This window comes from Nitratireductor sp. GZWM139 (assembly GCF_030068685.1).
In the GTDB taxonomy this organism is placed as follows: domain Bacteria; phylum Pseudomonadota; class Alphaproteobacteria; order Rhizobiales; family Rhizobiaceae; genus Nitratireductor; species Nitratireductor aquimarinus.
The window spans coordinates 268,350-288,250 of record NZ_JAMQML010000002.1; the positions used below are offsets into that span (position 1 = coordinate 268,350).

Here is a 19,901-nt window from a genome sequence, read left to right on the forward strand (position 1 = left end):
TCCTGAGTGCTTTACGCCTTGCCGAAACCGCCGGCGGTGGGCGTGGTCACGATCACCGCTTCGCCGGCCTCGATCACCGTCTGGTCACAGCCCTTGAGCGTTTCGACATGACCGTCCTTGCGGCGCACCTCGGTCTTGCCCATTTCACCATCGCCACCGCCCTCAACGCCACGTGGCGGCTGGGTGCGGTGGGAGGAGAGAATGGCGCATTCCATGGTCTTCAGGAAGCGGATGGTGCGGCGCGTGCCGTCGCCCGCATTCCATTTACCCTTGCCGCCCGAGCCTTCGCGGATGTGGAAGTCTTCAAGCAGAACCGGGAAGCGCAGTTCGAGGATTTCCGGGTCCGTCAGGCGCGAATTGGTCATGTGGACATGAACGCCCGACGCGCCATCGAAGCCGCGACCGTCATTCATGCGACCAGCCGGCGAGCCGGAGCAGATGGTCTCGTAATACTGATACTCTTCATTGCCGAAGGTCAGATTGTTCATCGTGCCCTGGCTGTTGGCGATGGCCTTCATCGCGCCGAACAGCGCATTGGTGACGTGCTGGGACGTCTCCACATTGCCGGCCACGACCGCTGCCGGATAGGAGGGGCGCAGCATGCAGTCTTCCGGGATCACGATGTTGATCGGCCTGAGGCAGCCCGCATTCATCGGGATCTGCCCTTCCACCATCACGCGGAAGGCATAGAGCACCGCTGCGCGGGTCACCGGTTCGGGCGCGTTGAAATTGTTCTTCTGAACATTCGACGTGCCGGTGAAGTCGACGGTCGCCTCGCGCTTCTCGCGGTCGACGGTGATCTTCACCTTGATCACCTGGCCCGTGTCGGTCGGATATTCATATTCCGACGCGTCCGGCAGGCGTTCGAGCACGCGGCGCACGGCTTCCGCCGCATTGTCCTGCACATGGCCCATATAGGCCTGCACCACGTCCAGACCGAACTGGTCGATCATCTTGCGCAGTTCCGCCACGCCCTTTTCGTTGGCGGCGATCTGCGCCTTCAGATCGGCGATGTTCTGGTGCGGGTTGCGCGCCGGGTAGGCGTGGTCGGTCAGAAGCGTGTGCAGCTCCTCTTCGCGGAACTTGCCGCCTTCGACGAGGCGGAAATTGTCAAACAGAACGCCTTCTTCATCCACCGTGGTCGCCAGCGGCGTCATGGAGCCGGGTGCGGTACCGCCGACATCGGCATGGTGGCCGCGCGAGGCGGTGTAGAACAGAATGTTCTCGCCGTGATCGTCAAACACGGGCGTGACAACCGTGATGTCGGGCAGATGCGTGCCGCCATTGTAAGGCGCGTTCAGCGCGAACACGTCGCCGGGGCGGATATTGCCCTTGTTCAGCCGGATGACGGTTTCCACCGAACGGTCCATGGAGCCCAGATGCACCGGCATGTGCGGGGCATTGGCCACCAGCGCGCCATTCTGGTCGAACACCGCGCAGGAGAAGTCGAGCCGCTCCTTGATGTTCACCGAATAGGCGGTGTTCTGCAGCGTCACGCCCATCTGCTCGGCGATCGACATGAACAGGTTGTTGAAGACCTCAAGCATCACCGGATCGGCCTTGGTGCCGAGCGCGGCCATGCGGGCCTTCTTTTCCACGCGGCGCATCAGAATGTGGTCGAGCGCGGTGATCTCGGCCTGCCAGCCGGGCTCCACAACAACCGTCTGGTTGGCCTCGATGATGAGGGCAGGGCCGTTGACCCTGGCGCCGCGCGACAGCGTTTCGCGGCGGTAGATGCCGGCATCGTGCCATGCGCCATCGCAGAAGATTGCGCGCGTCTCGCCGGGAGCGGGCGTGGCGTCGCTGGTTGCCTGCTCCTGCTCCACCGGACGGCCGTCGCCCGCGTCCAGTCCCTCGACGCTGACGGCTTCCACCACCATCGGCTTGTCGTCATAGACGAAGCCGAACTGCGCCCTGTGCGCCGCCTCGAAGGCGGCCCTGGCGGTCTCAAGCGTGCCGTCGAAGGCGATGGGCAGCGTCGTGTCGGTGCCCTCGTAACGGATTTCCAGCTTGGTTGCCCACATCACCTTGTCGCCGGTGATGCCCTGATCTGCCAGCTCCGCGCGCACTTCTTCGCGCAGCGACGCCGAAAGCGCGTCGATGGCGTCCAGAGAGCTTTCCGCAAAGGGCTTCAAAAGCGCCTGCTGGCGCGAGGCGAACACGGTCGCAAGCCCGATGCCATAGGCCGAGAGCAGGCCCGACATCGGATGGATCAGCACCGCTTCCATGCCCAGCGCGTCGGCCACGAGGCAGGCATGCTGGCCGCCCGCGCCGCCAAAACAGTTCAGCAGATAGCCGGTCACGTCATAGCCGCGCTGCACGGAGATCTTCTTCACCGCGTTCGCCATGTTTTCGACCGCAATGGTGATGAAGCCTTCCGCCACGGCTTCCGCCGGACGTCCGTCGCCGATCTGCTCCGCCAGTTCGGTGAAGCGGGCGCGCACGGCGTCCACGTCGAGCGGCTCGTTCTGCTCGGGGCCGAAAATGGCAGGGAAGAAATCCGGCTGCAGCTTGCCCAGCATCACATTCGCATCGGTCACGGCCAGCGGCCCGCCACGGCGATAGCAGGCGGGGCCGGGGTTTGCGCCGGCCGAATCCGGACCCGCCTTCAGGCGGTTGTCTTCATAATGCAGGATCGAACCGCCGCCGGCGGCCACGGTGTGAATGCGCATCATCGGCGCGCGAATGCGCACGCCCGCCACTTCCGTGTCGAAGGCGCGTTCATATTCGCCGTCATAATGGGCTACATCCGTCGAGGTGCCGCCCATGTCGAAGCCGATCACCTTGTCGAAGCCGGCAAGCCGCGCCGTCTCCACCATGCCGACCACGCCGCCGGCAGGGCCGGAAAGGATCGCGTCCTTGCCCTGGAACTTGTCGGCCGCCGTCAGGCCGCCCGACGACATCATGAATTTGAGGCCCGGGCCTTCGCCGTTCTCGTTGACGCCCAGTTCCGCCGCCACGCGGCTCACATAGCGCGACAGGATCGGCGACAGATAGGCGTCCACCACCGTGGTGTCGCCACGACCCACCAGCTTGATCAGCGGCGAGGTCTCATGGCTGACCGAAACCTGCGAAAAACCGGAATCGCGGCAAAGGCTTGCCGCCGCTTTCTCATGCTCGGGATATTTCCACGCATGCATGAAGACGATGGCGACCGCATCGATGCCGTCTGCCTTGGCCGCCTCGATCTCGCCCTTCACGGCGTCGAGGTCGAGTTCCGTTTCCACCGTGCCGTCGACACGGCGGCGCTCCGGCACCTCGATCACGCGCTCATAGAGCTGTTCGGGCAGGATGATTTCCTTGGCGAAGATGTCGGGCCGCGCCTGGTAGGCGATCTTGAGCGCGTCGCGGAAACCCCTTGTGATGACCAGCGCCACGCGGTCGCCCTTGCGCTCCAGAAGCGCATTGGTCGCCACGGTCGTGCCCATCTTCACGTCGCCGATCAGATGCGAAGGCATGGTTTCACCGGCCTTGACGCCGAGGTGATCGCGAATGCCCTGAATACCGGCGTCGGCATAGGCTTCCGGATTTTCAGAAAGCAGCTTGCGGGCGAAAAGCCCGCCATCCGGATCGCGGCCGATCACATCGGTAAACGTGCCGCCGCGGTCGATCCAAAAATCCCATTTGCCAGCTGTCATCGTCGGTTCCTTCGCATTATCCTTGGCAAAAGGAGAAACATGTCTCGGATAAAACGTCAATAATTTATTGACATATTATCTGAGTGTGCGACGCTCCTTCCATTGCAACGAAAGAAGGTGAGGGAACGCCTCCGTTGCCTCATACAAATGGGAGATTGACGATGCATCATTCCGTGAAATTCGCTGTGGCCGCAGCCGCTCTCGGCTTTGCCACCTCTGCCTCCGCGCAGACCAAGTGGGACATGCCGGTACCCTATGGCGACACCAATTTCCACACGCAGAACATCGCCCAGTTCGCTGAGGATGTGAAAACCGCCACCGATGGCGGTCTGGAGATCACCGTTCATTCCAACGGCTCGCTGTTCAAGCATCCCGACATCAAGAACGCCGTGCGTCAGGGCCTTGCCCAGATCGGCGAGGTTCTGGGGTCGCGTCTTTCCAATGAAGACCCGATCTATGAAGTGGATTCGATCCCCTTCCTGGCGACCAGCTATGATGACGCGAAGAAGCTCTATGGCGCGTCGAAGGACCAGCTTGCCGCAAAGCTTCAGGAGCAGGGGCTTCAGCTTCTCTTCTCCGTGCCGTGGCCGCCGCAGGGCATCTACACCCAGAAGGAAATCTCTTCGGTCGACGACCTCAAGGGTCTGAAGATGCGCGCCTACAATGCCGCCACCGAGCGTCTGGCGCAGCTCGCCGGCTCGCTGCCGACCCAGGTAGAGGTGCCGGACCTGCCGACCGCCTTCGCCACTGGCCGCGTCGAGGCCATGGTCACGTCGCCCTCCACCGGCGCAAACTCCAAGGTCTGGGACTTCCTCTCCCATTATTCCGACGCGCAGGCCTGGCTCCCGCGCAACATGGTCTTCGTCAACAAGGCCGCGTTCGATGCGCTGCCGGAAGATCAGCAGGCAGCGGTGCTTGAGGCTGCGGCCACCGCCGAGACGCGCGGCTGGGAAGCCTCCGTCAAGGAGACGGAAGACAAGACCCAGATCCTCAAGGACAATGGCATCACCGTCACTGCGCCCAGCGCCGGGCTCAAGGAAGGGCTTGCCGCCATCGGTGCGGAAATGTCCGCCGAATGGGCCGAAAAGGCTGGCGACGAAGGCAAGGCCGTCCTCGACGCCTACAGGAACTGACCGCTTTGACTGACCCTGCGGGCGGCTGGATGTCCGGCCGCCCGCAGACCGGTCGCCATGTGCGACCAGAATGAGACCGTCGAGCGGAGACGACGACAATGAGAAAAATACTGAACGGGCTTTATGGCGCGGCCGAGTGGCTGGCCATGGCTGCCCTCTGCGCGATTGCAGTTCTGGTGTTCGCCCAGGTCATGGGGCGCGTGGTGGACACCCTGCTTGGGCTTTTCGGCCTGCCTCCTTACGGGTTTCTCGTGCCGTCGCTGGCCGAGATCGCGGGCTTCCTGCTGGTCGGCGCGTCTTTCATGGCGCTTGCCGGCTCCCTGCGCGGCGGTGCGCAGATCCGTGTGACCCTGGGTCTTGCCGCCATGCCCGAGGGCATGCGCCGGGTGGCCGAGGTGTTCGTGCTTCTGGTCGGCGCGGCGCTGGCCGGCTTCTTCTTCTATTATGCAGCGAAGCTCGCCCTCGACAGTCACCGCTTCAACGAATTGTCTTACGGCATCATCGCCATCCCGCTCTGGATACCGCAGGCGGTCATGGCGCTCGGGATCGGCATCTTCGCCGTTGCGCTTCTGGATGACCTGTTCGCCGCGCTCACGGGCCGGTCTCCATCCTATCTCGCCACCGAAGACGGCGCAGCGGAGGAAGTGTGATGGACCTTCTGACCATTTCCCTCACGCTCGGCGGGCTGATGCTCGTCCTGCTTGCCGCCGGCCTCTGGGTCGCTCTGGCGCTCATGGTGGCCGGCCTTACGGCCATCTATCTCATGGTTCCGGTGCCGCCCGGCGCGGTGATGGCCACCACCGTGTGGGGTTCCATCAATTCGTGGGATCTGGCTGCTCTTCCCATGTTCATCTGGATGGGGGAGATCCTGTTCCGCACGCGGCTGGCCGAAGACATGTTCGCCGGTCTTGCGCCGTGGATGCGGCGTCTGCCGGGCCGGCTCCTGCACGTCAACATTCTGGGCTGCGCCATCTTTGCCGCCGTGTCCGGCTCGTCTGCAGCCACCACGGCCACCATCGGCCGCATGTCTCTGCCCGAACTCAGAAAGCGCGGCTATGACGAGCGCATGGCCATCGGCTCGCTTGCCGGTTCCGGCACGCTCGGCCTGCTCATCCCGCCCTCGATCATCCTGATCGTCTATGGTGCGGCCACCGAGCAGTCCATCGCCCGTCTTTTCATCGCCGGCGTCATTCCCGGCATCATGCTGGCGGCGCTCTTCATGGGCTACACGGCCGTTTGGTCGATGATCAATCACAAGCGCATGCCCGAGGCCGATCCGCGCATTCCCTATCTTCAGCGCATCTGGCAGACGCGCCGCCTGTTCCCGATCCTGGCGCTCATCATCGGTGTCATCGGTTCGATCTATGGCGGCTTTGCTTCGCCCACCGAGGCCGCCGTTGTCGGTGTGGTCCTCTCACTGGCCCTGTCATGGTTCACCGGCACGTTAAGCCGCTCGACCTTTTTCGCTGCGCTGCGCAACGCCTCGCGCACTTCCTGCATGATCGTGCTCATCCTCGCCGGTGCGTCCGTTCTGACCGTGGCCATGGGCTATACGGGCATTCCCCGTGCGCTGGCGCAGTTCATCGCCGAGCAGGGCTACTCGCCCTATGCGCTTCTGGCTGTGCTGACCCTTTTCTTCGTCGTGCTGGGCTGTTTTCTCGACGGTATTTCCATCGTCGTGCTCACCGCATCGGTCATTCTGCCCATGGTCGAGGCTGCGGGGCTCGACATCATCTGGTTCGGTATCTATCTCGTGCTCGTGGTCGAGATGAGTCAGATCACGCCGCCGGTCGGCTTCAACCTGTTCGTCATTCAGGGGCTCACCGGTCACAACATTCTCAAGGTCGCCGGCATGACCCTGCCGTTCTTCCTCATGATGATCGTCGCCGTTGCGTTGGTCGTCCTGTTCCCGCAACTGGCGCTATGGCTGCCGCAAACCATGCTCGCGAGGTAATGATGTCGAACGCCGAACGGAAAGTCGGACCGGTCGTCTCCGCAGCCCATCTGGCCGCTGGCGCCATGCCGGCGCTGTCGGAGATCGAGTTTGCGATGACCGTGATGAGCCATTCCTTCGAGCGCTGGATGGTGCGCTGCATGGCGGCGGCGGGTGTGCCGGGTCTGCAGCCCACCGCCGTGCAGATCCTGCACGCCGTCAATCACAGGAACCGGGAGAAGACGCTTTCGGAACTGTGCATGATGTTCAACATCGAAGACGTTCACGTCGCGTCCTACGCCATCAAGAAGCTGGCCGCGCTCGGTCTGGTCAAGACCGGGCGCAGGGGCAAGGAGAAGACGGTGAAGGCGACTGCGGAAGGGGCTGCCGCCTGCGAGCGCTATCACGAGGTTCGTGAAGCGCTGCTCGTTTCGAGCACCAAGCGCCTCAAACTCGATGAGGAAGCGCTTTCCGGCATCGCCGCGGTAATGCACGCCCTGTCCGGGCAATATGATCAGGCCGCGCGCAGCGCCACCAGCCTTTAGGGGCCTGACCCTGGCCCGTAAGCCTGCGGGCAGGGCGCATGGCGCGTCCGCGATCCCGCATCGTTACGGCCCGTCACTCAACGTTACGAAACTCCATGCGGTCTGGCGCATTTCCTCGCTGTGGGCGCGCGGCGACGTGCCCGGAAGATGTGCTTTGTATGGAGAGTGGATATGAAAAAGTTTCTAGCTGCAACCGTTTCGGGGCTGGCCCTTCTCGGACTTGCCGCCTGCAGTGAAGGCGACAACACGACCACCCAGAGCATCGAGCCCGAGCAGCAGGATACGACCCCGATGGATGCGCCCGCTGCTGCGCCGGAAGCGCCTGACACGATGCAGGATCAGGGCACGACCAGCCAGTAAAGTCCAGTAAGGTGATGCACCGTCTGGCATCGAGCTGATGCCGGCGGGCGTTGACGCTCATGAATGAGACCGGGTGAGCCGTGCGGCTTGTCCGGTTTCTTCATGCGCCAATCTGCGTCTCGAAATCGTCAGCAATTGCGGTTACAAAACCGCATGACTTTTTGGGATCGCATTACAGACTTTATTACGCGCGCACCCGGCAGCGCGCTTTCGGCGATGGTCGAGGCCATTCGCACCGTTTTCGAAGGCGATCCGCAGTTGCGCCGGCGCGTCGCCTTCTCCGTCGCCATCATTGCCCTGTCTGCAAAGATGGCCAAGGCCGATGGCGTCGTGACGCCCGACGAGGTGCAGGCGTTTCACGAGATTTTCTCCGTTCCGCGCAATGAGCAGGCCAATGTTTCGCGTCTTTATGGCCTGGCGCAGCAGGATGTGGCCGGCTTCGAGGCCTATGCCCGTCAGATGTCCGGTCTCTGCGGCTCCGGTGACACCAATTGCGCCATGCTTGAGGATATCCTTGATGCGCTGTTCCACATCGCCAAGGCCGATGGTGTGATCCATGAGCGCGAGCGTGACTTCCTTCAGCGCGTTGCCGAGATCTTCGATATCCGCGAAGACCATTTCGAGCAGATCCTCTCGCGCCATGCGCTTCAGGGCGAGGGCAATCCCTACATGGTTCTTGGCGTCGAGCAGGATGCCCCGTTTGACGAGATCAAGCGCCGCTACCGCAGGCTCGTTGCCGAAAACCATCCTGATCGCATGATCGCACGTGGCGTTCCCGAAGAATTCCTCGCCATCGCCAACACCCGGCTCGCTTCCATCAATGCCGCCTATGAGAGCATCGAGAAAGCGCAGGTTCGCGCGTGAGCGCGGGTGACTGTTCCGCCATGATGTTCGAGCCTGATTTCGCAGGCGCCGAAGTGTGTCCGTCTCCGAATTTCGGAGAGCGGCGTGGCGGACTTCTGCCCGACATGCTCATCCTGCATTACACCGGCATGGAAACGGGCCAGGGCGCACAGGACTGGCTGTGCGCGCCCGAAAGCGAGGTCTCCAGCCATTATCTCGTTCACGAGGATGGCCGGATCGTGCAGATGGTGCGCGAGGCAGACCGCGCCTGGCATGCCGGGCGCAGCTCCTGGCAGGGCTGCGAAGACATCAATTCCTGCTCCATCGGCATCGAAATCGCCAATGCGGGACACCCGCAGGGGCTGCCTGATTTCCCCGATATCCAAATCGAAGCCGTCCTGAAACTGGGCAAAGATATCTGCCGGCGTCACAAAATCGGGCCAAAACGGGTCCTCGGACACTCCGATATTGCGCCCGGCCGCAAGGTTGACCCCGGCGAAAACTTCCCCTGGGAGCGTCTCGCAAAGGGCGGTCTTGGCACTTTTGTCGCAGTTCCGCCCATTTCGGGCGGCCATTCCCTGGGCGCTGGAGACGCGGGGCCGGCGGTGCAGGCTCTCCAGAGATTACTCTCCGGTTATGGGTATGGAATCGCCCAAACAGGCATTTTCGACCGTGACACGGAGGTTTCCGTAAGGGAATTTCAAAGGCATTTCAGACCGTTAGAGATAAATGGGATTGCCGATGTCTGGACATGCGCAATTTTGCAAAAACTAATGTATGATTAACCTGTGATTGATTCTTCTCCCTGACGATCACTCACTCCCAAGACTGGCGCAAAATTTCATCAGTTCATATTATTTGAATTGAAGCGCCTTTTTTGTTTCTCCTTCCCCTGCAAAACAGCGACCCGTGTTGAGGCCGAGGGACCACGTCCCGGCCTCGTGGAAAACAAAACCTGCCGCGCCCTGATGCAGCGGCACAGAATTACGGGTCGAAATGAAAATCACTACCTTATTCGCGGCAGCGCTTGCTGTCTGCGCCGCAACGTCTTTGTCTCACGCTGACGAGCCCCGCTACAGCCAGGTCATTGCCACGCATTCTGCAAAGAAGGCTGCAGAGAAGAAGGTTGATACGGGCAAGGAGCCGACCACGCTCCTTCAGGCAATCATTCGCGGCGGAAAAGGTTCCAGTGCGACTGACGTGGACATGACGACCACCGGTTCCATCAAGGCCGACAAGAAGACCGTCAAGAAGGCCCTGCAGGCGAAGTCCCGCAAGTCCACGAAAACGGCGAAGGCTTCCAAGTCCCGGAAGAAGACCACCGTCAAGACGTCGGTCCGCAAGAGCGGTTCGGGTGGTTCCTACCACACCATCATTTCCAAATACGCGGCTGCCTACGGTGTGCCGGTCTCGCTCGCCAACGCCGTTGTGCGCGTTGAAAGCAACTACCGCGCCAATGCCCGCGGTGCGGCAGGTGAAATCGGCCTGATGCAGATCAAGCCGGCAACCGCGCGCATGATGGGTTACAGCGGTTCCTCCAAGGGCCTCTACAACCCCGAGACCAACATCAAATACGGCATGAAATATCTCGCCAAGGCGCACAAGCTCGGCGGCGGTTCCACCTGCGGCACGATCCTCAAATACAATGCCGGTCACGGTGCAAAGCGCATGAACCCGATCTCCTCGCGCTACTGCTCCAAGGTGAAGCAGATCCTGGGGCATTAATTCTCGGGCTGGGAAGCGGAAACCGGCTTTCGGTTCCTCCGCCGCTTCAGGTGAAATTTGGATCGCCGCGCGTCCGGAAGGGCGCGCGGCGATTTAAGTTCGGGACGAAGGCGCTTTCCTGCGCGAACGCGGCTGTTTTGAGTTGCGTTTTGCCGCATGAAACCCTTTATACGCATTGCCAGCCGGTCGGACGGCCGCGCGGACCGGGGCCGAAAGGCTGTTCGCGAGGAAAGTCCGGGCTCCACGGAAAAACGGTGCCGGATAACATCCGGCGGGGGCGACCCCAGGGACAGTGCCACAGAAAGCAGACCGCCCCGCCTTCGGGCAGGGTAAGGGTGAAAGGGTGGGGTAAGAGCCCACCGCGTCGACGGTAACGGAGGCGGCAAGGTAAACCCCACCGGGAGCAAGACCGAATAGGAACGGCGCGAGGGGCAACCCTCAGGGCTTTTTCCGGCTTGACCGTTCGGGTAGGTTGCTAGAGGCCGATGGCAACATCGGTCCCAGAGGAATGGTCGTCACGTTGCATCGCTTTCGGGCGGTGCGGCCATACAAAATCCGGCTTATAGACCGGCTGGCATTTTCGTCTTTCATTTTCCGGAATTCTGTCCCGTTTGGGAAAATTCCGGATGCTTTTGGAAAATTTACAGGCCGTTCAGCGCCGTTTCGATGGATGCCCAGAGCGCCTCGGTCGGCTCGCATCCAATCGACAGGCGCACAAAGCCTTCCGCCACATCGTCACCCCATCTTGCGCGCCGTTCAGCCGAAGAGTGAACGCCGCCGAACGAGGTCGTGGCTTCGAGCAGCGGGCAGGTGTTGATGAAGGCTTCCGCCTTTTCTTCCGTTGCCAGAGTTAGCCCGATCAGCGAGCCGAAACGCAGCATCTGCGTGCGGCTGAGCGCATGGGATGGATCGCCTGCAAGGCCGGGATAGCGCAATGCCTTGATGGCTGGATGATCGGCAAGGCGGGTGGCGATGGTTTCGGCCGACGAGCACATCCGGTCAAAACGCAGTTCAAGCGTCTCGATCCCGCGCAGCACCAGCCAGGCCTCGAACGGGCCGGGAATGTTGCCGGAAAGCTTGCGCCAGTCGCGCACCGCGCCGATCAGCGCGCCGTCGCGGCTTGCCACATGGCCGAACAGCACATCCGAGTGCCCGTTGACTGCCTTGGTGTCGGCGGCAAGAACGATGTCCGCGCCCAGATCCAGCGGGCGCTGGCCGAAAGGCGTCATGGTCGTGTTGTCGGCAACGACGATGGCGCCATGTTCATGGGCAGCCTTCGCGACGGCCGCGATGTCGCACACATCGAGCCCCGGATTGGACGGCGTTTCAATGAGAACCATGCGGTAGCCTTCAAACCCGCCTTCAAGGAAGGAGGCCGTGGGGCGCGTGTCGTAAAGAATGCCAAGCCGGGAGAGGTGTTTCTCCAGAAGAACGCGCGGCGTGTAGTAGCCGTCCGCGGGTAGAAGCACCCGGTCGCCAGCCGAAAGCAGCGCCAGAAAGACGGACGAAATTGCAGCCATGCCCGATGGGAAGCTCACGGTCTCGGCATCTTCCAGATGGGCGAGGGCGGCTTCGACCGCTTCCCAGGTGGGATTGTCGAAACGGCCATATTGCCTAAAGCCTGCGGGATCGCCGGGAAGATGAAACACCGAGCTCATGACGATGGGCGTGGAGAGCGGATCGCCCTTTGCGAGCCGTGCCGGATGGAGGTGCGAAAGGCTTGCAGCGCGGGCGTTCTGGCTGTCGGACATGGGGCTCCTCGCAGGCGTCATGGGTGACTTTGGGGCAGGTGCGGACCGGGCGGCCCGAAGCCTTTCCTAACCTTTTGTTAGCCTTAATGCACGATAAATGACCATGGCCCGATGCATGCCGAAATCGCCTGTCATCGAGGCATAAGTGAAGGTTAATCCCGTTGACGCCCATATCGGCCCATGGTACCCCATAAATCAAATCAGCGTTTCGTTGCAGTTGGAGTACGGGTTCCACCCATGTCGGCCTCTTTTTCAGGGCGACGTGGCGTATGGGATTCACCCTTGCAGAGGGGCGGGCACACATTCGGAGAGCCGCTTTTGACAGCGGCAGAAGAGATGCAAAGGGGCATAGGCCAATTGGCCGTTAAGCGTCATGGACCGGTTTCTGTCGAATGCAGTAAACAAGATCGACTCCAAGGGTCGGGTCTCGGTGCCGGCGCACTTTCGCTCCGTTGTTCAAAAGCGTGGTTTCACGGAACTCTATGCACTGCGTGCGCTCGACATCCCGGCGATGGATGTGGGCGGTCTCGACCTGCTCGACCGCTACGAGGAGCGCATTGCGCAGGAGGATCCGTTCCTGCAGACGGCGGACGACATGTCCTTTTTCGTGCATGGCGACGGCGCCTTCCTCAAATTCGATCAAGATGGGCGCATCACGGTGACCGATTTTATTCGCGAGCACACGGGCATCACGAAGGAAGTGGCCTTCGTGGGGCGTGGACTGTTCTTTCAGATCTGGGAGCCGGAGCGGCTGAAGGCCCATGGGCAGGCAGTGCGCGAACGGCTCCTCAAACTTCGGCAAGCGGCTGCATCCGGCCGGACTGCCGGACAGTCGGAATGATGGCGGGCCCCGGCGGCGAAAGCCCGGCCGGTGGCGGACCGGCCCGCCACATTCCGGTTCTTTTGCGTGAAGTTCTTGAAGCCCTGCATCCGCTCGAAGGTCATTCCTTCATCGACGGCACATTCGGCGCCGGCGGCTACACCACCGCGCTTCTGGAAGCCGGCGGTTCGGTCACGGCCATTGACCGCGACCCGACGGCGATTGCCGCAGGGCAGGCGCTGGTCGACAAATGGGATGGACGCCTGCGTCTGGTGGAGAACCGCTTCTCCCGCCTCGACGAGGTGGTTGACGCGCCGGTTGACGGCGTCGTTCTCGACATCGGCGTTTCCTCCATGCAGATCGACGAGGCGGTGCGCGGCTTTTCCTTCCAGAAGGAAGGCCCGCTCGACATGCGCATGGAGCGCACCGGGCTGAGCGCAGCCGACGTGGTCAACACGATGAAGGCGGGGGATCTCGCCCGCATCTTCGGCATTCTGGGCGAAGAGCGGCAGGCCGGGCGCATCGCGCGCGGGCTTGAGCGGCTTCGGGCCGAAAAGCCTTTCGAGACGACGCTCGACCTTGCCAATGCGGTCGAGAAAATCGTGGGCCGGCGTCCGCAGGAAAAGATCCACCCGGCGACCCGCGTGTTCCAGGGCCTGCGCATCTACGTCAATGACGAGCTGGGTGAACTGGCGCGCGCGCTCTTTGCAGCCGAGCGTGCTCTGAAGCCCGGCGGGCGGCTGGTCGTGGTCACGTTCCATTCGCTCGAAGACCGGATCGTGAAGCGCTTCATGGCTGAGCGGGCCGGCGGTTCCGGCGGTTCGCGCCATCTGCCGCAGGTTCACGAGGCGGCGCCCCTTTTCCAGAAACCGGCGAAATCCGTTTCGCCGTCGAAGGAAGAGACGGACGTCAACCCGAGGGCGCGCTCGGCGCGTCTGCGTCTGGCCGTGCGCACCGATGCGCCGGCGGGCGATGTGGATTTCGACATTGTCGGTCTTTCGCGGTTCCCGCGGCCGACGCGTGCTGGTGAAAGGTAGGCTCAGATGTTTCGCACAAGCGATATTGTTCTGATCACGGTGATGATGGCTGCCGCCGCCTTTACCTACAAGACCAAGCACGACGCCGAGGCCAGCTACAAGGAGCTGCGCACGATTGAGCGGCAGGCCGAGCTGGAGAAGGACTCCATCGACATTCTGAAGGCGGACTGGAGCCTGCTGACACAGCCTGCGCGCCTGCAGCGGCTGACGGAAACCTACAAGGAAGAGCTGGGGCTTGAGCCGGTGGAAGCGCCGCGCATCGCCGAGTTCTCCGATCTGCCGGAGCGGCCATTGACCATTGAGGGGATCGTCACCGACATGGCGGGTGCCGATGGCGGTCCTGACCAGACGACAACCGGGGCGGTGCGGCCATGACTGGGGCAAGCGAATACACCCACGACACGGATACCTCTGCGGTGCGCCGCGGGGCTGCAACCATTGTCATGGATGGCGCAGGCAAGGCGCGTGGCGGCCGGGCGCAGAATCGCGTCGTCATGGCCATGGCCGTGATCTTCGGCATTTACGCCGCGCTTGGTGGCCGTCTCGTGCATCTGGCCATGCAGGAAGAGCCCGAAGCGAGCCTTCCCGCTGCCCGCGTGACCGCGTCGCGGCCCGATCTCGTGGACCGCAATGGCGAAGTTCTGGCGACCGACATCAAGACGGCGTCGCTCTTTGCAGAGCCGCGTCGCATCGTCGACATCGACGAGGCCATCGAGAAGCTCTCCACGGTTCTGCCCGACCTGAACTATCAGCAGACCTATCGCCGGCTCGACAGCGATGCCGGTTTTGTGTGGCTGCGTCGCCAGCTTTCGCCGCGTCAGCAGGCCGACATTCTGGCGCTCGGCATTCCGGGCCTTGGTTTCCGCACCGAGAAGCGCCGCTTCTATCCGGGTGGCCCGACGGCCTCGCACATTGTCGGTCTCGTGAACATCGACAACAAGGGTATCGCCGGCATCGAAAAATTCGTCGACGATCAGGGGCTTGCCGACCTACAGGCGACGGGCCTCGCGGTCGAGGGGCATCTGGAGCCGGTCAGGCTTTCTCTTGATCTGCGCGTCCAGCACATCATACGCGACGAGTTGGTGCAGGCGCTCGACCGCTACAAGGCGATTGCCGCCGGTGCGGTGGTGCTCAATGCGCGTACGGGCGAAGTGGTGGGCATGGGCTCGGTGCCCGATTACGATCCCAACAACCCGGTCAACGCGCTCGACAAGGATCGGCTGAACCGCATGTCGGCAGGCGTGTTCGAGATGGGGTCGACCTTCAAGCTCTTCACCACCGCCATGGCGCTCGATTCCGGCCTGGTGAGCATCAATGACAGTTTTGACGCCACACGGCCGATCCGCATCGGCGGCTTTACCATCAACGACTTCCATGGCAAGCGCCGTGTGCTGAGCGTTCCGGAGATCTTCATCTACTCGTCCAACATCGGCACGGCCAAGATGGCCGACGTTGTTGGTATCGACGGACACCGCGCCTTCCTGCAGAAGATCGGTCTTCTGGGACGCCTGCCCACGGAACTGCCGGAGGTTGCTCTCCCGACCGAGCCGAAGACCTGGAAGAAGATCAACTCGATCACGATCTCCTACGGTCACGGCATGGCGACCACGCCGCTTCAGACGGCGGTTGCAGCGGCAGCGATGCTGAATGGCGGCAAGCTTTTCCCGCCGACCTTCCTGCCGCGCACCGAGGCCGAGGCCAACGAAATCGCCGAACAGGTGATCTCGCCGAAGACCAGCGCCGAAATGCGCTACCTCTTCCGTCTCAACACGGAAAAGGGCTCGGGCCGCCGCGCCGAGGTGGAAGGCTATTATGTGGGTGGCAAGACGGGCACGGCCGAGAAGGTCGTGAACGGCCGCTACTCAAACAATGTGCGCTTCAACGCCTACATCGCCGGTTTCCCGGCTGATGATCCGGACTATGTGGTTCTCGTCTTCGTCGATGAGCCGAAGCCGGAGCGGGATGGCATCAGTGCAACAGCGGGCATGAATGCCGCACCGATGGTGCGTAACATCATTCGCCGCTCTGCGCCGCTTCTTGGCGTGAAGCCCGAATTCGGTCAAGAAAGTAATGCTTTGCTGGTCTCACAGCAGTGAGTCGGCCATGCGCCGAGGGGAAACGTGGTAATTGAAAGCGCCGGGGCCCATGAAATTCAGTGAATTTGCAGACATTCTTTCCAGTCAGGGGCTCTTGCCGGCGGATCGACCGATTTCAGGCGTTTCGTCGGATTCTCGCACGGTTGAAGCCGGTGACCTGTTCTTCGCGCTTGCCGGCGTAAAGGCGGACGGCGCGTCCTTCGCGCAGGAGGCTGCGCGCAGGGGCGCTGCGGCCATCATTGCACGACCGGGCGCGCTTTCGTCTGATCCGGGCATTCCCGTCATCGAGACCGACGATCCGCGCCGTGCGCTGGCGCTCTGCGCTGCGCGTGTGTTTCCGCGCCAGCCCGAAACCATGGTCGCCGTGACCGGCACCAGCGGCAAGACCTCCGTTGCCTCTTTCACGCGGCAGATCTGGGAACATGCGGGACTGCCCGCTGCCAGCATCGGCACCACCGGGGTGGTTGCGCCGGGGCGCGATGAATATGGCGAACTGACGACGCCCGACCCGATTGCGCTGCACCGTCTTCTGGACGAGCTCGCGGGGGCGGGCGTGACCCATGCCTCCATGGAAGCTTCCAGCCACGGGCTCGACCAGCGCCGTCTCGATGGCGTGCGGCTCGCTGCCGGCGGTTTCACCAATCTTGGCCGCGACCACATGGATTACCATCCGACGATCGAGGAGTATCACCGCGCCAAGATGCGGCTCTTCGATGCGCTGCTGCCCAAGGGCGCGCCGGCGGTGATCTTCGCTGACGATCCGTGGTCGGAGCCGACCGAGAAGGCGGCGAAAGCTGCGGGTCTCGATGTGCGCACCGTGGGCCGCAAGGGCGGTTTCCTGACCCTGAAGCGGGTCGAGCATGAGCGGCATCGCCAGCGCGCCGAAGTGGATGTCGACGGCGTGATCTACGAGGTGGACCTGCCGCTTGCGGGCGACTTCCAGGTGGCCAATGCGCTGGTTGCGGCAGGCCTTGCCATCAGCACCGGCACTGCGGCGGAAACGGCCTTTGCCGCACTTGAGACGCTGAAGGGCGCTTCGGGACGGCTGGAGCTGGTCGGAACGGCCGGCAATGGCGCGCAGGTCTATGTGGACTACGCCCACAAGCCGGACGGCCTTGAGAATGTGCTCCAGTCGGTGCGGCCCTTCACCACCGGTCGCGTGATCGTGGTGTTCGGTTGCGGCGGCGACCGCGATACGGGCAAGCGCCCGATCATGGGTGAGATCGCCACGCGGCTTGCCGATGTGGCCATCGTGACCGACGACAATCCGCGCTCGGAAGATCCGGCGATGATCCGCGCCGCCGTCATGGAAGCGGCGTCGGGCGCGCGTGAGATCGGCGACCGCCGTGAAGCGATCCGCGCCGCCGTCGCCATGCTTGAGGAAGGCGACACGCTGATCGTGGCCGGCAAGGGCCATGAAACGGGTCAGGAAATTGCAGGCCGCAAACACCATTTCTCCGATCATGAGGAAGTGCGCACGGCACTCGCGGAGCGCGCCGGATGAGCACGTTGTGGACCTTCGAGGCGCTGGTGCAGGCGACGGGCGGAAGACCGCTGGGCCAGGCATCAGGCCCCATCACCGGTATTTCCATCGATACGCGGACGCTCAACCCGGGCGACGCGTTCTTCGCCATTGAGGGCGAGCGTTTTGACGGGCACAGCTTCGCCACCGCTGCCATGGCGGCGGGCGCTTCGGTGCTGATCGTCGCCGAGGCGAAGCTGCCGGCGCTCGGGCGGCTGGCCGTGCCGATGGTGGTGGTGCCGGACGTTCTGGGCGCGCTGGAAGATCTGGGGCGCGCGGCGCGACTGCGCAGCCGCGCCAAGATCGTGGCGGTGACCGGCTCGGTCGGCAAGACCTCCACCAAAAACATGATGCGCCAGGCGTTTTCCGCCTGCGGCAGCGTGCATGCGGCCGACCGCTCGTTCAACAATCACTGGGGCGTGCCGCTGACGCTCGCCCGCATGCCGGCCGATTGCGATTACGCGATCTTCGAGATCGGCATGAACCATCCCGACGAAATCCGCCCGCTGGTGAAGATGGTGCGTCCGCACATCGCCGTGGTGACGCTGGTGGCTGCCGCGCATCTGGGCTTCTTCAAGAGCGTTGAGGAAATCGCCCACGCCAAGGGCGAGATCTTCGAGGGGCTGGTGAAGGGCGGCGCGGCGCTGATCAACCGCGACGATGCGCACTGGGACACGCTTGCGCGTCTGGCCGAAGAGGCCGGCGTGAAGACCATTGCCGGCTTCGGCGCGCACGAAAAGGCCGATATCCGGCTGACCCATGTGGAGTGCGGTCCGCAATCCTCAACCTTTGCCATCGAGATCGATGGCGAGGCGACCGAGGTGCGGCTGGGCGCGCCGGGGCGGCACATGGTGCAGAATGCGCTGGCGACGCTGGGTGCGGTCCATCTGGCGCAGGCCGACCTGCAGAAGGCTGCGATGGCGCTTGGCTCCTTCGACGCCGAGGCCGGGCGCGGCGCACGCCATCGGCTGATGCTCGATGGCGGCGCGTTCACGCTGATCGATGAGAGCTTCAACGCCAATCCGGCCTCCATGGCGGCTGCCTTCGACCTGTTGAAGCGCGCCGAGCCGGAAGCCGGTGGACGGCGCATCGCCGTTCTGGGCGATATGGCGGAGCTTGGCGAACATGCAGAAAAGCTGCATGCCGGGCTCGCCGGCATGGTGACGGATGCGGGCACGGAGCTCGTTTTCCTCGCCGGCAGGGAAATGAAAGCGCTGGCCGCGGCACTGCCCGAAGGGCTGCCGGTGGAACACCGCGAAGCAACGGACGATCTGCGCGCGCTTGTGCTTGCGGCTGTGAAGCCCGGCGACGCCGTCATGATCAAATCTTCAAAAAGCATCGGCTTCAACAAACTGGTCGACGCCATCCTAAAAACCTATCCGGGCGCGGCGACGGGGGACTGATCCATGCTCATGATGCTCGTTGACCTAGCCGATGAAGTTTCGGTTCTCAACGTATTTCGTTACATCACCTTCCGCACCGGCGGTGCGCTGATCACCTCGGCGCTGATCGTTTTCCTGTTCGGGCCGATGATCATCGCATCGCTGCGTGTGCGTCAGGGCAAGGGGCAGCCGATCCGCGCCGACGGTCCGCAGACCCATTTCAAGAAGGCCGGCACACCGACCATGGGCGGGCTCATGATCCTGTCGGGCATTCTGGGCTCCTGTGCGCTCTGGGCGAACCTCTCCAGCGTTTATGTCTGGGTGGTGCTGATGGTCACGCTGGGCTTCGGCGCCATCGGCTTCTATGACGATTATCTCAAGGTGACGAAGCAGTCGCATCTGGGCTTTTCGGGCAAGGCGCGCCTGACGGCCGAATTCGTGATTGCGGGCATTGCCGCCTGGGTCATCATGAATGCGGGGCAGGCGCCGTTCTCCTCGTCTCTGACCTTCCCCTTCTTCAAGGATTTCCTGCTCAATCTGGGCATCTTCTTCGTGCCTTTCGCGGCCTTCGTGATCGTGGGCGCGGGCAATGCGGTGAACCTGACCGATGGTCTCGACGGGCTTGCCACGGTGCCGGTCATGGTGGCGGCGGCGTCGTTCGGCGTGATCGCCTATCTCTCCGGTAACGCCATCTTCGCCAACTATCTGCAGATCCACTTCGTGCCCGGCACGGGTGAGCTGGCGGTGATCCTTGGCGCGGTGATCGGTGCGGGGCTCGGCTTCCTGTGGTTCAACGCGCCGCCGGCAGCAATCTTCATGGGCGACACGGGATCGCTGGCGCTTGGCGGCCTGATCGGCTCGGTTGCCGTGGCCACCAAGCACGAGATCGTGCTCGCCATCATCGGCGGCCTTTTCGTGGTGGAAATCCTTTCGGTGATCATTCAGGTGGCGGTCTTCAAGATGACCGGCAAACGGGTGTTCCTGATGGCCCCGATACACCATCACTTCGAAAAGCTCGGCTGGACCGAAAGCCAGGTGGTGATCCGTTTCTGGATCATTGCGGTGCTTCTGGCGCTGGTGGGCCTGTCCACCCTCAAGCTGCGCTAGGGCGGGCGC

17 protein-coding genes and 1 other RNA gene are annotated in these 19,901 nt (G+C 62.9%); 16 read left to right on the forward strand and 2 right to left on the reverse strand.

Annotation, left to right across the window (positions count from 1 at the left end):
* Window positions 1-11: 11 nt before the first annotated feature.
* Complete coding sequence (locus NDI72_RS03700) at window positions 12-3,638, reverse strand: hydantoinase B/oxoprolinase family protein (protein WP_206994168.1); 3,627 nt, start codon at window positions 3,636-3,638, stop codon at window positions 12-14.
* 161 nt (window positions 3,639-3,799) lie between these two features.
* Between NDI72_RS03700 and NDI72_RS03705 the strand changes: the two genes are divergently transcribed.
* The 9 genes from NDI72_RS03705 to rnpB all read left to right on the forward strand — a co-directional run bounded on the left by NDI72_RS03705 (window position 3,800) and on the right by rnpB (window position 10,756).
* Complete coding sequence (locus NDI72_RS03705) at window positions 3,800-4,771, forward strand: TRAP transporter substrate-binding protein (protein ID WP_113155660.1); 972 nt, start codon at window positions 3,800-3,802, stop codon at window positions 4,769-4,771.
* A gap of 98 nt (window positions 4,772-4,869) precedes the next feature.
* Window positions 4,870-5,421 carry a TRAP transporter small permease gene (locus tag NDI72_RS03710; RefSeq protein ID WP_206543901.1) on the forward strand — a complete coding sequence of 184 codons (552 nt, stop codon included), beginning with the start codon at window positions 4,870-4,872 and terminating at the stop codon, window positions 5,419-5,421.
* Window positions 5,421-6,725 (forward strand): TRAP transporter large permease, encoded by a 1,305-nt coding sequence (locus NDI72_RS03715; protein ID WP_206548145.1) that lies wholly within the window; start codon window positions 5,421-5,423, stop codon window positions 6,723-6,725. The genes NDI72_RS03710 and NDI72_RS03715 overlap by 1 nt, the downstream gene beginning before the upstream one ends.
* A 2-nt stretch (window positions 6,726-6,727) precedes the next feature.
* Complete coding sequence (locus tag NDI72_RS03720) at window positions 6,728-7,249, forward strand: winged helix DNA-binding protein (RefSeq protein WP_222474093.1); 522 nt, start codon at window positions 6,728-6,730, stop codon at window positions 7,247-7,249.
* A 171-nt stretch (window positions 7,250-7,420) separates the two neighbouring features.
* Window positions 7,421-7,609: a hypothetical protein gene (locus NDI72_RS03725; protein WP_113155656.1), complete on the forward strand. Its 189-nt coding sequence runs from the start codon at window positions 7,421-7,423 to the stop codon at window positions 7,607-7,609.
* Between the two features lie 153 nt (window positions 7,610-7,762).
* Complete coding sequence (locus NDI72_RS03730) at window positions 7,763-8,473, forward strand: J domain-containing protein (RefSeq protein ID WP_113155655.1); 711 nt, start codon at window positions 7,763-7,765, stop codon at window positions 8,471-8,473.
* A 20-nt stretch (window positions 8,474-8,493) separates the two neighbouring features.
* Window positions 8,494-9,237: an N-acetylmuramoyl-L-alanine amidase gene (locus tag NDI72_RS03735; RefSeq protein ID WP_206543898.1), complete on the forward strand. Its 744-nt coding sequence runs from the start codon at window positions 8,494-8,496 to the stop codon at window positions 9,235-9,237.
* Window positions 9,238-9,448: 211 nt separating this feature from the next.
* Complete coding sequence (locus tag NDI72_RS03740; protein WP_206543897.1) at window positions 9,449-10,177, forward strand: lytic transglycosylase domain-containing protein; 729 nt, start codon at window positions 9,449-9,451, stop codon at window positions 10,175-10,177.
* A gap of 178 nt (window positions 10,178-10,355) precedes the next feature.
* An RNA gene (gene rnpB, locus NDI72_RS03745) (RNase P RNA component class A) lies at window positions 10,356-10,756 on the forward strand.
* A 62-nt stretch (window positions 10,757-10,818) separates the two neighbouring features.
* On the opposite strand, the gene NDI72_RS03750 is transcribed toward rnpB, so the two are convergent.
* Window positions 10,819-11,928 (reverse strand): cystathionine gamma-lyase, encoded by a 1,110-nt coding sequence (locus tag NDI72_RS03750; protein ID WP_283799650.1) that lies wholly within the window; start codon window positions 11,926-11,928, stop codon window positions 10,819-10,821.
* 373 nt (window positions 11,929-12,301) lie between these two features.
* Between NDI72_RS03750 and mraZ the strand changes: the two genes are divergently transcribed.
* From mraZ to mraY, 7 genes are read left to right on the forward strand one after another with little or no spacing between them, the layout of a single operon-like run.
* Complete coding sequence (gene mraZ / locus NDI72_RS03755) at window positions 12,302-12,769, forward strand: division/cell wall cluster transcriptional repressor MraZ (RefSeq protein ID WP_113155651.1); 468 nt, start codon at window positions 12,302-12,304, stop codon at window positions 12,767-12,769.
* The gene (gene rsmH / locus NDI72_RS03760; RefSeq protein ID WP_206543895.1) at window positions 12,766-13,785 is read left to right on the forward strand and encodes a 16S rRNA (cytosine(1402)-N(4))-methyltransferase RsmH; all 1,020 of its coding nucleotides are present in this window, start codon (window positions 12,766-12,768) and stop codon (window positions 13,783-13,785) included. Before mraZ ends, rsmH begins: the two co-directional genes overlap by 4 nt.
* 6 nt (window positions 13,786-13,791) lie before the next feature.
* Window positions 13,792-14,160: a cell division protein FtsL gene (ftsL, locus tag NDI72_RS03765; protein WP_206554164.1), complete on the forward strand. Its 369-nt coding sequence runs from the start codon at window positions 13,792-13,794 to the stop codon at window positions 14,158-14,160.
* Window positions 14,157-15,881 carry a peptidoglycan D,D-transpeptidase FtsI family protein gene (locus NDI72_RS03770; RefSeq protein WP_113155648.1) on the forward strand — a complete coding sequence of 575 codons (1,725 nt, stop codon included), beginning with the start codon at window positions 14,157-14,159 and terminating at the stop codon, window positions 15,879-15,881. Before ftsL ends, NDI72_RS03770 begins: the two co-directional genes overlap by 4 nt.
* A 49-nt stretch (window positions 15,882-15,930) precedes the next feature.
* Window positions 15,931-17,385 carry a UDP-N-acetylmuramoyl-L-alanyl-D-glutamate--2,6-diaminopimelate ligase gene (locus NDI72_RS03775; RefSeq protein ID WP_283799653.1) on the forward strand — a complete coding sequence of 485 codons (1,455 nt, stop codon included), beginning with the start codon at window positions 15,931-15,933 and terminating at the stop codon, window positions 17,383-17,385.
* On the forward strand, window positions 17,382-18,806 hold the full coding sequence (locus NDI72_RS03780; RefSeq protein ID WP_283799654.1) for a UDP-N-acetylmuramoylalanyl-D-glutamyl-2,6-diaminopimelate--D-alanyl-D-alanine ligase: 1,425 nt from the start codon (window positions 17,382-17,384) through the stop codon (window positions 18,804-18,806). Before NDI72_RS03775 ends, NDI72_RS03780 begins: the two co-directional genes overlap by 4 nt.
* A 3-nt stretch (window positions 18,807-18,809) precedes the next feature.
* Window positions 18,810-19,892, forward strand: a complete 1,083-nt coding sequence (mraY, locus tag NDI72_RS03785) for a phospho-N-acetylmuramoyl-pentapeptide-transferase (protein WP_113155645.1) — start codon at window positions 18,810-18,812, stop codon at window positions 19,890-19,892.
* The last annotated feature ends 9 nt before the right edge of the window (window positions 19,893-19,901 follow it).

Excerpts from the sequence above, each read along its gene's own strand:
- mraY (WP_113155645.1), top strand. The coding sequence starts at position 18,810 with ATGCTCATGATGCTCGTTGACCTAGCCGATGAAGTTTCGGTTCTCAAC.
- rsmH (WP_206543895.1), top strand. The coding sequence starts at position 12,766 with ATGATGGCGGGCCCCGGCGGCGAAAGCCCGGCCGGTGGCGGACCGGCC.
- NDI72_RS03710 (WP_206543901.1), top strand. The coding sequence starts at position 4,870 with ATGAGAAAAATACTGAACGGGCTTTATGGCGCGGCCGAGTGGCTGGCC.
- ftsL (WP_206554164.1), top strand. The coding sequence starts at position 13,792 with ATGTTTCGCACAAGCGATATTGTTCTGATCACGGTGATGATGGCTGCC.
- NDI72_RS03700 (WP_206994168.1), bottom strand. The coding sequence starts at position 3,638 with ATGACAGCTGGCAAATGGGATTTTTGGATCGACCGCGGCGGCACGTTT.
- NDI72_RS03740 (WP_206543897.1), top strand. The coding sequence starts at position 9,449 with ATGAAAATCACTACCTTATTCGCGGCAGCGCTTGCTGTCTGCGCCGCA.
- NDI72_RS03730 (WP_113155655.1), top strand. The coding sequence starts at position 7,763 with ATGACTTTTTGGGATCGCATTACAGACTTTATTACGCGCGCACCCGGC.
- NDI72_RS03735 (WP_206543898.1), top strand. The coding sequence starts at position 8,494 with ATGATGTTCGAGCCTGATTTCGCAGGCGCCGAAGTGTGTCCGTCTCCG.
- mraZ (WP_113155651.1), top strand. The coding sequence starts at position 12,302 with ATGGACCGGTTTCTGTCGAATGCAGTAAACAAGATCGACTCCAAGGGT.
- NDI72_RS03750 (WP_283799650.1), bottom strand. The coding sequence starts at position 11,928 with ATGTCCGACAGCCAGAACGCCCGCGCTGCAAGCCTTTCGCACCTCCAT.
- NDI72_RS03775 (WP_283799653.1), top strand. The coding sequence starts at position 15,931 with ATGAAATTCAGTGAATTTGCAGACATTCTTTCCAGTCAGGGGCTCTTG.
- NDI72_RS03770 (WP_113155648.1), top strand. The coding sequence starts at position 14,157 with ATGACTGGGGCAAGCGAATACACCCACGACACGGATACCTCTGCGGTG.
- NDI72_RS03780 (WP_283799654.1), top strand. The coding sequence starts at position 17,382 with ATGAGCACGTTGTGGACCTTCGAGGCGCTGGTGCAGGCGACGGGCGGA.
- NDI72_RS03705 (WP_113155660.1), top strand. The coding sequence starts at position 3,800 with ATGCATCATTCCGTGAAATTCGCTGTGGCCGCAGCCGCTCTCGGCTTT.
- NDI72_RS03725 (WP_113155656.1), top strand. The coding sequence starts at position 7,421 with ATGAAAAAGTTTCTAGCTGCAACCGTTTCGGGGCTGGCCCTTCTCGGA.
- NDI72_RS03720 (WP_222474093.1), top strand. The coding sequence starts at position 6,728 with ATGTCGAACGCCGAACGGAAAGTCGGACCGGTCGTCTCCGCAGCCCAT.
- NDI72_RS03715 (WP_206548145.1), top strand. The coding sequence starts at position 5,421 with ATGGACCTTCTGACCATTTCCCTCACGCTCGGCGGGCTGATGCTCGTC.